This window comes from Streptomyces sp. NPDC005648, from assembly GCF_040605395.1.
GTDB lineage: Bacteria > Actinomycetota > Actinomycetes > Streptomycetales > Streptomycetaceae > Streptomyces.
In genome coordinates this window covers 15,751-28,889 of the sequence record NZ_JBEXCS010000063.1, presented here as the reverse complement: position 1 = coordinate 28,889, position 13,139 = coordinate 15,751, and the positions used below count along the sequence as shown (strand labels likewise).

General features: G+C 69.9%; 13 protein-coding genes. 4 read left to right on the top strand and 9 right to left on the bottom strand.

Going from position 1 to position 13,139, the window contains the following annotated elements; all coding sequences use genetic code 11:
• The first annotated feature begins 377 nt into the window (after positions 1-377).
• Positions 378-2,144: an FAD-dependent monooxygenase gene (locus ABZT17_RS30235; protein WP_356353347.1), complete on the top strand. Its 1,767-nt coding sequence runs from the start codon at positions 378-380 to the stop codon at positions 2,142-2,144.
• A gap of 46 nt (positions 2,145-2,190) precedes the next feature.
• Here the strand turns inward: ABZT17_RS30235 and ABZT17_RS30230 are convergent, their stop codons facing one another.
• Positions 2,191-2,823, bottom strand: coding sequence for an O-methyltransferase (locus tag ABZT17_RS30230; RefSeq protein WP_356353345.1), 633 nt, complete (start codon positions 2,821-2,823; stop codon positions 2,191-2,193).
• A gap of 154 nt (positions 2,824-2,977) precedes the next feature.
• Here ABZT17_RS30230 and ABZT17_RS30225 point away from each other — a divergent pair, with 154 nt between their 5' ends.
• Positions 2,978-3,505, top strand: coding sequence for a GNAT family N-acetyltransferase (locus tag ABZT17_RS30225; protein WP_356353343.1), 528 nt, complete (start codon positions 2,978-2,980; stop codon positions 3,503-3,505).
• Here the strand turns inward: ABZT17_RS30225 and ABZT17_RS30220 are convergent.
• Genes ABZT17_RS30220 through asnB form a run of 3 tightly spaced genes read right to left on the bottom strand, consistent with a single transcriptional unit; the run spans position 3,495 to position 8,022 of the window.
• Positions 3,495-4,763, bottom strand: a complete 1,269-nt coding sequence (locus ABZT17_RS30220; RefSeq protein WP_356353341.1) for an MFS transporter — start codon at positions 4,761-4,763, stop codon at positions 3,495-3,497. The genes ABZT17_RS30225 and ABZT17_RS30220 overlap by 11 nt on opposite strands.
• Entirely contained in the window at positions 4,760-5,860 is a 1,101-nt protein-coding gene (locus ABZT17_RS30215) for a diiron oxygenase (RefSeq protein ID WP_356353339.1), read from the bottom strand. Before ABZT17_RS30215 ends, ABZT17_RS30220 begins: the two co-directional genes overlap by 4 nt.
• Complete coding sequence (gene asnB, locus ABZT17_RS30210; RefSeq protein ID WP_356353337.1) at positions 5,857-8,022, bottom strand: asparagine synthase (glutamine-hydrolyzing); 2,166 nt, start codon at positions 8,020-8,022, stop codon at positions 5,857-5,859. The genes ABZT17_RS30215 and asnB overlap by 4 nt, the downstream gene beginning before the upstream one ends.
• Before the next feature lie 298 nt (positions 8,023-8,320).
• Between asnB and ABZT17_RS30205 the strand changes: the two genes are divergently transcribed.
• Entirely contained in the window at positions 8,321-9,106 is a 786-nt protein-coding gene (locus ABZT17_RS30205; RefSeq protein WP_356353335.1) for a hypothetical protein, read from the top strand.
• Complete coding sequence (locus tag ABZT17_RS30200) at positions 9,103-9,384, top strand: PqqD family protein (protein ID WP_356353333.1); 282 nt, start codon at positions 9,103-9,105, stop codon at positions 9,382-9,384. The genes ABZT17_RS30205 and ABZT17_RS30200 overlap by 4 nt, the downstream gene beginning before the upstream one ends.
• Positions 9,385-9,397: 13 nt before the next feature.
• Here ABZT17_RS30200 and ABZT17_RS30195 read toward each other — a convergent pair whose 3' ends face one another.
• The 5 genes from ABZT17_RS30195 to ddaH form a co-directional block, all read right to left on the bottom strand.
• Entirely contained in the window at positions 9,398-10,144 is a 747-nt protein-coding gene (locus tag ABZT17_RS30195; RefSeq protein ID WP_356353331.1) for a response regulator transcription factor, read from the bottom strand.
• A gap of 6 nt (positions 10,145-10,150) precedes the next feature.
• Positions 10,151-10,405 carry an acyl carrier protein gene (locus tag ABZT17_RS30190; protein WP_356353328.1) on the bottom strand — a complete coding sequence of 85 codons (255 nt, stop codon included), beginning with the start codon at positions 10,403-10,405 and terminating at the stop codon, positions 10,151-10,153.
• 73 nt (positions 10,406-10,478) lie between these two features.
• On the bottom strand, positions 10,479-10,697 hold the full coding sequence (locus ABZT17_RS30185) for a hypothetical protein (RefSeq protein ID WP_266957259.1): 219 nt from the start codon (positions 10,695-10,697) through the stop codon (positions 10,479-10,481).
• Positions 10,698-10,910: 213 nt separating this feature from the next.
• On the bottom strand, positions 10,911-12,236 hold the full coding sequence (locus tag ABZT17_RS30180) for a SidA/IucD/PvdA family monooxygenase (protein WP_356353326.1): 1,326 nt from the start codon (positions 12,234-12,236) through the stop codon (positions 10,911-10,913).
• Positions 12,237-12,250: 14 nt separating this feature from the next.
• Positions 12,251-13,093: a dimethylargininase gene (gene ddaH, locus ABZT17_RS30175; RefSeq protein ID WP_356353324.1), complete on the bottom strand. Its 843-nt coding sequence runs from the start codon at positions 13,091-13,093 to the stop codon at positions 12,251-12,253.
• Between the last annotated feature and the right edge of the window lie 46 nt (positions 13,094-13,139).

Genomic DNA, 13,139 nt, shown 5'->3' with positions numbered 1-13,139 from the left:
CAGACAGGCATCTCGCCAGAACATCTTCGTTCAATCCGCGCGGAATGAGTGAGGAGTGAACGCGCATGATCTCAGCGTCCATTCCGAGGTATGAAAAGTGGCATGGGAACGTCCTTCTGTATTTCTGCAGCGAGTTCCGACCGCTCTCGAACATAGCGGCTGGCAGGTGAATGCGGAACTGAATGTCCTGTCGACGGGACACCGGCGAGCCCCCGCTCCTGGCAGGTTGCCTGCTCCCGGCGCCCGCTGCCACGCTGGGCCCGCGCCGAGAGCTCGACCATTTCCGGGGTCGTACACGCGGAAATACATGTGCGGGGAATGACGCCGACGCTGTTTTGCGATGTTTCGAAATTTCGATGTTTCGACGGGAGTAGCGCATGCGAAGTGAGGGCGATTTCGACACGGACGTCCTGGTCGTGGGCGGCGGCCCGGCCGGCGGCGCCGCCGCGCTGGCGCTGGCCACCTACGGCGTACGCACCGTGGTCATCGGCAAGCACGGCTGGGTGGCCGACAGTCCCCGCGCCCACATCACCAATCAGCGGACCATGGAGGTGCTGCGGGACCTCGGCGTCGAGGACGAGGCGCTGTCGGTGGGCACCCCGCAACGCCTGATGGGTGAGAACGTCTTCTGCACCAGCCTCGCCGGTGAGGAGATAGCCCGCATCCGCACCTGGGGCACGGAGGACGAGCGGCTGACGGAGTACGCCGGGGCGAGCCCGTGCCCGATGCTCGATCTGCCGCAGCCCTACCTGGAGCCCGTGCTGATCGGCAACGCCGCCCGGCGCGGCGCGACGGTCCGCTTCGACACCGAGTTCCTCGCCCTGGAGCAGGACTCCGAGGGCGTCACCGCGCTGCTGCGCGACCGGCTGCGCGGGGACGAGTTCACCCTGCGCGCCCGCTACCTGATCGGCGCGGACGGCGGACGCAGCCGGGTCGCGGATCAGATCGGCCTCCCCTTCGTCGGCGAGGAGGGCAAGGGGGGCAGCATGAACATCGTCTTCGAGGCCGACCTCACCCGCTATGTGCAGCACCGGCCCGGCGTCCTGTACTGGGTGGTCCGCCCCGGCGAGGGAATCGGCGGCATCGGCATGGGCGCCCTGCGCATGGTCAGGCCGTGGAACAAGTGGATGGCGGTGTGGGGATACGACATCGACGGCCCGGAACCCGTCCTCGACCACGCGGAGGCCAGGCGCGTCGTGACCGGTCTCCTCGGCGACCGGGACATCGACGTCCGGATCGAGTCGACCTCGCTGTGGACCGTCAACGACATGTACGCGAAGGCCTATTCGGCCGGCCGGGTCTTCTGCGCCGGTGACGCGGTGCACCGGCACCCGCCGTCCAACGGCCTCGGCTCGAACACCTCGGTCCAGGACTCCTACAACCTGGCGTGGAAACTCGCCCACGTCCTGCGCGGCCAGGCCGGTCCGGCGCTCCTGGAGACCTACAGCGCCGAACGGGCCCCGGTCGGGGAGCAGGTCGTCACCCGGGCCAATCGCAGCACGGGCGAGTTCGTCCCCCTCTTCGAGGCGCTGGGGCTCGGCGACGGCCTGCTGGCCGGCGACGCCGCGGCCGGTGTGCGCCGCAGCCGGCTGCCGACCGCCGAGGGCGCCCGGCGCAGACGGGAACTGGCCGAGGCCGTACAGCTCAAACACTTCGAGTTCAGCGCCCACGGCGTGGAGATGAACCAGCGTTACGTCTCATCGGCGGTGGTGCCCGACGAAGGCCCCGCCGAGGAATGGCGCCGCGACCGCGACCTGTACGCGCAGCCGTCCACCCGGCCGGGGGCCAAACTCCCCCACGCCTGGCTCGTCGACACCGGGGGGCATCGTCTCTCCACCCTGGACCTGGTCGGCGGCGGGGGCTTCACCGTGGTGACGGGACTGGCCGGACAGCTCTGGTCCGAGGCCGCGCGGGTGTGCGCGGCCGAGTTCGGCATCCCGTTGAAGGTGGTCCGGATCGACGAGGACGGCGCCCGTGACGTCTACGGCTCCTGGCAGCGGGTGGCCGAGGGCCTCGACGAGCTCGGTTGTCTGCTGGTCCGCCCCGACTGCGTCATCGCCTGGCGCCGGTCGGCACCCGTGGACGATGCCGCCGAGGCGATCGCCGGTCTCCGCGAGGCGCTCGGGGCGGTACTGCACCGATGACGTCGTCCGGCCCCGCGCCGGGAGGGCGGGGCCGGGCGGCAGGGCGTCACGGCCTGCGGCGCGCGATGGTCATTCCGTCGGCGATCGGCAGCATGACGACATCGACGCGGTCGTCCTTGGCGAGCCTGTCGTTGAAATCGACGATGGCGTCGTCGACCTCGCTGGAGGGACTGAGTACCCGCCCCTTGCGGAAGACGTTGTCGAATACCAGGAGGCCGCCGGGCCGGGTACGGACGACGAGTTCACTGAAGTAGTCCCAGTACCCGGTCTTCTCCGCGTCCACGAAAGAGAAATCGATCCGATCGGTGTTCGGCAGGGAGCGCAACGTCTCGATCGCCGGCGCGATACGCAGTTCGATTCGGTCCTCGACCCCGGCGGCCTGCCACGCCTCCCGGGCGAGGGGGGTCCAGGTGTCGTCGACGTCGCAGGCCAGCAGCCTGCCGCCGGGCCGCAGGCCACGGGCTATCGCAAGCGCCGACATACCGGTGAACGTGCCGACCTCGACCGCGTTCTGCACGCCCAGCGTCTGGACCAACAGCGTCAGGAAAGGGCTCTGTTCCGGAGCGGTCTGCCAGTGGGCGACGTCCGCGAACTCCTTGGTCCGCTCGGCCAGGCGCTCCTGGATCGCGTCGGGTGCGGTGCTGTGCGCCATCATGTACGCGTGAAGCTCTGCCGGCATCAGAAGAGTGCTTTGCCTCATGGCTGTGGGCCTCTCTCGAATTGATTTCGGGCGTCGCGACGACACAGTCATGTCATATTCCGCGGGACCAGATCAAGAGTTCGCAGGAAAAGCGGCCTTCTTGCCGACAGAAACCGAATGTTAATCTCCCGGCATGCTCCAACTCATAGAGCCCACCACGCGTTTGAGGACCTCCTGGACCCAGGCCCGCCAGGAGTGGGGCCCGGACGCTCATCAGGACGGCTCCGGACTGCGGCTGGCGGGACCGGATCTCGACACCGCGTCGGGCTTCGAGGAGTGGGTCGAGCGCCTGCGGGCGCAGTCGGACCGGTCGCTGCCCATGCCGGAGGGCAGCGTGCACGCGACGCACCTGTGGATCGTCGAGGACGCCACCTACCTGGGCGCGATCGACGTACGGCACTATCTGAACGCCTTCCTGCTGGAGGGCGGCGGCAACATCGGCTACAGCGTCCGCCCTTCGGCCCGCCGGCGGGGCCACGCCACCTGGGCCCTCGGCGCGATCCTGCCCGAGGCGCGCCGACAGGGCCTGGAGCGGGTCCTGTTGACCTGCGACGACGGCAACACCGCCTCCGCCCGCACGATAGAGGCGAACGGAGGCGTTCTGGAGGACGTCCGCACCACCCCGATCGGTGTGAAACGCCGTTACTGGATCACGCTTTGAGACTTCCGACGGCCGTTTCCCGAGTCAGATCCCTTCGCTCGCCGACCCGGCTCGTCAGGAGAACGGCCGGCCCGACGAAGGCGCACGCGCACACCAGCCAGAGCGCCGGACGCAGTCCCGCGGTCGCCGCCACGAGGCTGCCGGTGACCGCGCCCACGGGGGACGCCCCCCACGAGACGAAGCGCACGGTCGCCATCACCCGGGCCAGCAGCCGGGGCGGTGACTCCGTCTGACGATGCGTCCGGGTCACGATGCTTCCGATCACGACACCGCCGTTGAAACCGGCGTTGCCGACCACGAAGAAGAAGGCGCTGCCGAGCCCCACCGTCAGCGGCATGGCCAGGGCCAGCACGGCGCCGGTCAGGGAGGCGAGGACCAGGACGCGCGCGGTGCCGAACCGGGCCGCCAGCCGTGCCGCGGCGAAGGAGCCGGCCAGTGCGCCGATCCCGTCGGCGGCGATCAGAAGCCCCACCGTGAAGGGCGTCAGGTGCGCCTCGCGGACCAGATAGGTGGGCGTGAGCGCCACCAGAGCGCCGCACACGAAGTTCGTGGCGGTCGCCCACCACATGCACGGCCTCAGCACGGGGTGCCGGACGACGAACTCCCACCCGTCGCGGATCTGCCGGGCGAACCCCGCCCGGGCGGGCGAGGCCCTGGTGGGACGTGGCGACTCGGGCAGGGTGCGCAGGGTCAGAGCCGACACGAGATAGCTCACGGCGTCGACGCACAGAGCTCCCACCGGCCCCGACAGCTGGACCAGCAGGCCCCCGAGGGAGGGGCCGCCCGTCTGGGTCACGGCGAGGGTGCCCGACATCAGACCGTTGCGGGCGATCAGGTCCTTCTTGTCGACGACGGCCGGCAGGAAGGTGGCGTTGCCGACGTCGAAGACGACCGTCGCGAGCCCGACGGTCAGGGCCGCCACCACGAGGTGCGCGTAGGCCAGGTGTCCCAGCCACCATGCGAGGGGGATGGAGGCCAGCGCGAGAAGACGTATGAGGTCGGTGGCCACCTGGAGCGCGCGCAGGGGAAAGCGCTGGACGATGACGCCCGCGGGCAGCCCGAGGATCAGCCACCCGGCCTGCCCGGCGGCGGCGAGCAGGCCGACCTGGGCGGCCGACGCGTGGAGCACGGTCACGGCCACCAGCGGCAGGGCGACCAGGGTGACGGCCGAGCCGAACCCGCTCACGGTCGTCGCCGTCCAGTAACGCCAGAACGAGGTGGACGACGGCGTCGGCCGCCCGGTGATCACAGCAGTCACAACCGTGTCCCTCCCATGGGGTCGGTGCCCGGCTCCGCGTCACCCGCGAGCAGCCCGGCTTCCGTGAAGGCGTAGTGCGTGCGGCCGTCGTCGAGGGCCCCCACCTCGGTGAAGTACCGGACGGCGGGAGCCGCCGACTGCGCGATGGCGGCCGTCAGTTCGGGCTCCGGCCAGGACTCGGTGACGACCTGGACGATCTCCTCGTCCGAGAGTCCGACGGCCGCGAGCCGGTTCGCCACCTGCGTGTGGTCAGGGGTGAGGAACGCCTGGATGATCGCCGGCACATGCGGTCCGACGGCGCGCCGCTCGCGGAGGGTCAGCGCCGGCCACAGATGCCTGAGCACCGACCGGAAGTAGACATGATGGCGCCCCTCGTCCTCGGCGTGGTCGCGGACCAGGTCCCGTACGGGGCGGGGCAGCCGCTCGTCCCGCGGGAGCTCCGACAGGATGCCGGAGATCAGGGTCTCGCTGACGATCGAGAAGACCAGGGCCTCCAACCCCGCGATTTCCTGGGGCAGTTGGGCGGCGATCTCGTCCAGACGCCGTACGAACGCGGGAACGCCGCCGCCTCCCCCGGGCACACCGGTGACGCGTTCGAGCTCCTGCGTGAAGTCGTAGGAGAACTGCGCGTGCCATGCCTCGTCGGTGACGATCTTGAAGGCGTCGGCCTGCATCTGCCGTGGCAGGAGGAGACCGGAGGCGCCCCGGGCGATCTTCGCCGCCACCGGGATGACCGCGAGGTTCTCCAGTTCGGTGGTGAAGTCGAGGTAGTCGTACAAGCGGTGCAGGAGCAGGGTGCGCACGGTGGCCGGCCCCCGCGCGACGACGAGGGGATGGGACACCACGGGATGCAGCTCGGGCGGGAAGTACAGGTCGGCCGGGTCCACCGGACGGCGCTGCGGCTTGCGGCGCACCCCGGCCAGGTCGTCCCAGCGGCCGAAGCGGCTGGCGTAGGTGCTCAGCACCGGCCTGGCCGCGGCCGTGCCCGGCACCAGTTGTTCGCGGGCCAGTCGCTGGTACGGGCCGCCCGGCGCGGCCGGCAGCCGCGACACGTTCGCGCCCCGGGCCGGCTGTGCCGCGCGGCTCGCCCCGCTCATGACGCCCACCCGAGCAGTCCCTGGCCCAGCAGCTCGTCCAACTCGGCGCGGACCTCGTCCAGTTCGGCATCGGCGGTGCGGAGGGCGCCCTCCAGCGAGGGTGCTCCGCGAAGCCCGCGCAGGATCCGCAGGATGGGCGAATCGCCCTCGAAGACGTACTCGATCTGCCCTTCCCGCAGCAGGAACCAGGTGCCGGCGTCGTCGGTGAGCAGGTCGGCGTCGTCGGAGAGCCGCAGGACACCGTCGGGGTCGAAGTCGGTTCGCAGGGCGAACAGTTCGCCGGCCTCCGCCACCGGGCCGCCCAGCGAGGACAGGGCCGGCCCCGTCGAGAGGTCGTCGAGCCGGGGCGGTTTCGCCGCCATCTCGGCCAGCAGCCCCGTGTTGACGACCCGCAGCAGGATCTCGACCTGCGGGGAGTCCGTGTCGCCGTCGCCCAGGGCGGCCAACTGCCGCCGTACGGCGTCCGCGTCGAGGAAGACGTCCGCACCCGGGGCCGAGAGCGCGCGTTCCACGAGATGGTGGTCGTCCGCGCGCAGCAGACGGACGAGCATGCGGTACGCGTGCCGCGTACCCACGCCGTAGAAGAAGGGGCCCTTGGGCCGCTGGGCGATCCTTTCGGGCATGCGCGAGGTCATGGCGTCGCGCAGGATGCGCTTGTCCCACAGCAGACGTGACCGCAGCCGGTCCGGAACGCTCGCGACGAGTTCGACCAGCCGGTGGTCGAGGAAGGGCACCCGGGCCTCGATGCCGCTCCCGGCGGCCGTCCGGTCCTCGTGCCACACGTTGTACTGCTGCACCTTGCGGTACTCGGACTCGACATACGCCCGGTACACGTCCTCGCCCCGGCGCTCGCTCCCCCCGTGCAGCGCGGACAGCGCGAGCAGCGACTCGCCGCCGGTCCACCAGCGGGCCAGCCCGGGATTGCGCTCCAGCCGGGTCTCGCGGTCGAGGTAGGCCAGTCCGTCCAGGAAGGACTGCCAGTCGCCCTGGCCGAGAAGGTCGCGCGAGTAGCCGCCGTTGAACTCGTCACTGGCCGCGCCCAGCAGCATCCCGCGCAGTTCCGGCCGCTCCCGTCGCGCGAACCGGTGCAACTCGTGCTTGTAGTAGGCCTCGGGGCCGCACAGCGGTGTCTCGGTGAGCCACAGCAGCCGCAGCCATTCCTCGGGCGACGGCGCGTGGTCGCGCGGGAACACCACCTGGTGGTTGGGCACACCGAGCTCGCGCGCGATCCACTGGGCGTTCTCGGCGTCGCCGTTGTCGTGGGTACCGCCGGTCAGGGCGGTGAAGGTGTGCAGGGGGTCGAGGCGCGGAGCCGCGAGCGCCAGGACCGCGCCGGAGTCGATCCCGCCGGACAGGAACAGTCCGAGTTCCGTGTCGGCGGTGGCGCATTCCGCCACCGAGGCCTCGAGCAGTTCACCGTAGCGGCCGGTCAGGGTCTCCGCGTCGGCGTCCTCGTCCTGTTCGGCGGGGAGCTCCCAGTAGTGGTGCTCGGTGGTCCGGCCGTCGCGCAGGTCGATGCGCAGGACCGTGGCGGCCGGGACGCTCTCGACGCCCTCGAACCACGTGCACATGTCGGGCTCCGCGAAACGCGGCGAGGCCGGCAGCACGGCCACCGACAGGGAGCGCGCCCAGTCGAAGCCCCGGGGAGTGGCCGGGTCGGCGAACAGGCCCTTGATCTCCGAGGACAGCACGATGCGCCGGCCGTCGCGCTGGTAGTAGAGGGGTTTGACACCGAATCGGTCCCGGGCGAGGATCAGTTGACCGTTGGCCCGGTCCCACAGAATGACACCGAACATGCCGCGCACGTCACGCAGGAAGTCCAGTCCGCGCTGCCGGTAGAGGTGGAGCAGCACCTCGCAGTCCGATCCCGTCCGGAGACGGACACCGCTCGGCAGGGCGGCGGCCAGTTCCCTGTGGTTGTACACCTCGCCGTTGGCGATGAGCACCAGGGAGCCGTCGTCGCTGACCAGCGGCTGGCCGCCGCCCGCCGGGTCCACGAGGGAAAGCCGGGTGAAAGCCATGCCGACGGGCCCGTCACGCATCAGCTCCCGGTCGTCGGGGCCTCGGTGGTCCAGGATCTCCGCCATCTCATGGAGCACGGAGTCCGTCTCCGGCCCCAGCTCCCGGCCGTCGAGCCGGGCTACGCACGCAATGCCGCACATCGAATCTCCTCAGCCTGTCGGCGCGTTCGGGGAACGCCGAAAAAAAATGTGGGTGGGCGATCCCTCGAAGGAATCGCCCACCCACAGGTAGAATCAGGTCATCCTCTTCAGGACCGAGCTCTGCTTGACGCTCTCCGCAGACGGCTTGATGTACTTCTTCATGGGGAACTCCTCCGCTTGGTGGGCCTTCCGGTGAGCACCGGTTGTGTTGATAAAACTAGTCCCCCGACTTTTCGATCCGTTATCGATCGGACTTCGCCGACTGCGCCCCTCATTGACGAATCGGGAGAGGCCGAAAATGCAGCAGATCAGCACCGAGGAATGGCTTGAGCCACTGCGCCGAAGGGAATTGATACCTCAGGACTGTCTGGCGGCACTGGTCGTGGGATCGGCCGCCCGGGGATGGAACAACGCGCGCAGTGACAACGACGTGTACGTCATCTCCACCCGCGCCCGGGACACCCCCACCAGCAGGCCGATCCCGATGCCCCTGGATCCGCCCGGCGTGCAGAGCGAGACGTTCCACGAGGACGGCCGGCGCTGGGAGGTGACGTACTGGCTCGACAGCCAGATCGACCAACTGCTCGCCAAGGTCTCCTGGGAGGCGTACGAGCGCGATCTGGCCGGAGAGGCGCTGACGCCCCGCGAGGAGGTCTCGCTGGGGCGCATGGCCAACTGTCTGACGCTGCTGGGAGAGGACTGGGTGGAGGTCTGCGGGAAGCGCCTCGCGGACTCCGCCTTCAAGTCCTTCCTCGTCATGCGGTCGCTGAATCTCGCGGACGACGCCGTCGAGGACGCGCTGGGGCAGCTGGAGGACGGGAATCAGGAGAGCGCGACCATCTCCGCGCGCCGGGCCCTCGGCCACGCCGTCGACGCACTGCTGGAGAGCCACGGCGAGTTCGGCAGTCACATGCCCAAGTGGCGGCCCACCCGACTGCGTGCGGTGGCGCCCGAGTTCCTCACCTTCGAGCGGTACTGGTCCCTGGAGACCATGCGGAGCTACGACGCCGCCGACCCCAAACCCTGGATCAGGGAGGTCCTCGGCCTGTGCCAGGACATCTCCCTGCGAGTGGAGACGCCGTGACCGACGCCCCGACCATCGCCGCCGGCGACGTGCCCCGTCGTGTGCTCGGCATCCGTGTCCGGCGTTCGGGCGAGGACCTGCTGCTCGGCTTCGCCGACCAGGCCCTGCTGCTCGACGGTTCGGCGGCACTCGTCTACGCGAACGCCGACGGCACCCGCAGCGTCGGTGACGTCGCTCGGGTGCTGGTCGACGAGTACGGCATCGACGAGGAGGAGGCCCTCGCCGATGTGACGGCGTTCCTGGCCGACCTGACCGCCAGGAACGTCATCGAGTGGTAGCCGGTACGGGGTCTCAGGCCACGCTCGTCAAATGGCGTCGCCTGGGCTCCGGTTGCCCGACTCCGGGGACGGGCACGGGCGCCTGACGGTCCGAGAGGTAGCGCAGCACGGCGAGCACCCGTCGGTTGTCGCTCGGGCTGCCCGGGATGTCGAGCTTGTCGAAGACCGCCGCGACCCGTTTCTCCACGGTGCCCCGGGAGACGACGAGTTGCTCGGCTATGGCGCTGTTGGTGCGGCCCTGCGCCATCAGCGCCAGGACTTCGGACTCCCGTTCGCTGAGCACGTCGAGCCCTCCCCCGCGCCTGGCGTTCCGCTCCTCGCGGCTCGTGCGGGTCGTACCCACCGCGAGCGCCCGGACCATCCGGGGGTCGACGACCGTGCCGCCCTCCGCGATCCGGGTGAGCGTGTCCAGCAACTCGTCGGAGTCGGTCATGCGGTCCTGGAGCAGATACGCGAGACCCGCCCCGTCACCCGCGAACAGACGGGCGGCATGCTCGGGTTCGGGGGCCGCCGAGAAGAGCAGGACGCCGGTTCCCGGCTGCCGGCGCCGCATGTCCAGGGCGGCGTCCACGCCCTCGTCGCTCCAGGTGGGCGCGAGTCGGACATTGGTGATCAGCACGTCCGGGCGGTGCATGGCCACCAGCGCCGGCAGCACCCGGACGTCGTGCACGGCCGCGGCGAGTTTGTGGCCCTGGGCGCCGAGCACGTGTGCCAGCCCGGCCCTGAGGATCGCGGAGCCCTCGGCGATGACGAGACGCATGGCGGATCACTTCCTCTTCCCGGCGTCCGGGCCACGCCGCTCAAGGAGGTCGGCCATCTGGGCCAGGGTGGGGGTGCGGGCGAACTCGGCGACGGACAGGCGGCGCTCCAGCGCCACCACCAGCCGGGCCGCGGCCCGTGAAGTCCCGCCGATCTCGAAGAAGTTGTCGCCTCGTCGGATCCGCTCGACCGGAACGCCGAGCGCGTCGGCCCACAGGGCCGCCAGCTTCCGCTCGTACCCGTACTCCACGCCACCGGTCATGTGCGTCGCCTCCACTGGAATGTCCTGTGGGCACGACGCTAGAGAACGGTCTTATCGAAGGAGTATCGGTGCGTCAGTCCACGCCCTCCAGAAGCCGCTGCAGCGCCCCCACCCGGCGGCCCAGCTCGGCCACTTCGGAGTGCAGCTCCCGCTGCCGCTGCGCTGCGGCACGCTCGGCGGCGCCGCGTTCCCGGGTCCAGTTCGCCGAGACCCACACGAGTCCCGTGGCGAGCAGCGCCGTCGCGCTCAGCATCACCGCGCCGGCGACCATCGCGTCTGCCGTGGATTCCATTGTGCCGCCCTCCCTCTGGGCCCTGCCGGCCCTTTCGAAATATGCACGGTGCCAATGAAGTTACGCGGCTGCGGACGGGCGCACCATGGAGGAAAACCTCCGTGTTCGGCTCGCCGCCTTCCTCCCGCATTCGGCTCGCATTTCCTGTTCCGAGCACGCCCGGGGGCCCCGGGGACGAATCCCAGGGGCTCACGGGTCGGGGTGTGCCGGTGATTAGGCCGCGGCAGCGGCGTTCACCATTCTGCGTTCCGCGCGTTCCTTGATGATGGCGTCGACTATTTCACCGCTGCGCACCGCGATGTTCGACAGGAGCGACGACGTCAGACCGTGCGTGTGCTCGGTGGCGCCCTGGAGGTAGATGCCGCAGGACAGCTCCGGTGTGGTGATCAGCCGGTAGTCGCGGGTCACGCGGTGCCGGCCCGACTCGTCGCGCAGGCAGTGCCGGTCCAGGTCACCGAGCAGGTCCGTCGGGTCCATCGGGTCGTAGCCGGTGGCGAAGACGACCGCGTCGACGCCGAGTTCCCGCTCCGCACCGTCCAGCCGGCGCAGCTGTATGCGTGCGAGGTGCCCGTCCCTCGTCACGGAGGTCACCTTTGTCAGGTTGTGGAAGTGCATCCGCCGGGCGCCGGACACCTCCTCGTCGTAGGCGATCTGGTAGAGCTCCCCGATGTCGTCGGCGTCCACCACCCCGTAGTTGGTGTTGCGGTGGTAGCGCCAGAACGCCTCGCGCGTGTCGTCCTCGCCGAAGTAGTAGTCGTCGACCGCCTCGGCGTCGAAGATCTGGTTCGCGAAGGCCGTGTCGTCCGCGACGGAGTATCCGTACGACGGGAAGACCGCGTGCACCTGGGCGTGCGGCAGCCGCGCGTGGAGGAACTTGGTGATCTCCACCGCGCTCTGGCCGGCGCCGACCACGGCCACGCTCTTCAGCTGTGCGGGGTTCGCCAGGCCGTACCTGGTCAGGAACTCCGAGCTGTGCCAGACCCGTTCGTCGCGCGCCACGCCGTCGGGCATGCGTGGTCGCAGGCCCGTCGAGACGACGATGTTGCGGGCGTTCACCGTGCGGGTGGTGCCGCGCACGGTGTCGCCGATCTCGAGCTGTACGTGGTCGACGGCACCGGGCGCGGCCCCCGGCGGCCGGCGTACGGCGAGCACGGCCGAGTTGTAGCTGACCTGGTTGGTCAGATGCGACTCCGCCCACTCCAGGTACTGGTGGAACTCCTGGCGCGTCGGGAAGAAGTTCTTGCGGTTGACGAACTGCGCGAGCCGGTTCTGCGCGTGCAGGAACGAGACGAAGCTGAACCGCGAGGCCGGATTCCGGAAGGTGACCAGGTCCTTCAGGAAGGAGATCTGCATGGTCGCGGACGGCAGCAGCATGTTCCGGTGCCAGCCGAATTTCGGCTGGCGTTCGAAGAAGGCGGAGGTGACCGGGTCGGTCAGCACATTGGCGTGATGCTCCTCCAGGGAGATGGCGAGCGACAGATTGGACGGGCCGAATCCGACGCCAACCACATCGTAGGTGTGACTTTCGCGAGTACTCATGGTTGGTCTCCCCGTCAGTGTCGGGCTTGGTGGCGGATCTCCAACGTGCAGCACTTCACGCTGCCGCCCGCCTTGAGCAGTTCGGACAGATCGACGCCGATCGGCTCGAACCCGCGCCGGCGCAGCTGCGCGGCGAGTCCGGTGGCGGTGTCGGGCAGGAACACATGCAGCCCGTCGGAGACCGCGTTGAGCCCGAACGCCAGCGCGTCGGCCTCCTCCGCGACGACCGCGTCGGGGTATAGCTCGCGCAGCGTGGCGAGGCTGTCCGCGGAGAAGGCTCCCGGGTAGTACACGACCTCGGTGTCGGAGAGCACGGCGAGCGCCGTGTCCAGGTGGTAGAAGCGCGGGTCGGTCAGGGTGAGGGTGACCACCTCGCAGCCGAGGGCCTCCCGCAGCTCGGCGTGGGCCCTCGGGTCGGTGCGGAACCCCGTCCCGGCCAGGACGGTGCGGCCCACCACCATGTAGTCGCCCTCCGCCTCGTTGACATGGGTGGCGGTGTGGATGTCGCGGTAGCCGCGGGAGGCGAACCACTCCCGGTGGGCGGCCGCCTCGGCGGCCCGTTCGGCATGGCGGAACCTGGCCACCAGCACGCGGTCGTCGACAACGGTCGCCCCGTTGGCGGAGAAGACCATGTCCGGGAGGCCCTCGACGGGCTCGATGAGGTCGACGGCGTGGCCGTACTCCAGGTACAGCCTTCTCAGGCCGTCCCACTGCTCGATCGCCAGGTCGGTGTCGACGGGCTTTCCGGCGTTCATCCAGGGGTTGATCTCGTACGTGACGTCGAAGTGGGTGGGACGGCACATGAGGTAGTGCCGACGGGTGGCCTGGCGTACGGCCGGCAGCGCGGTGGTGAACAACGGAGGATCCCTCTCTGTCTGTGAAGCAGGCGGTCGGGTGGACCGG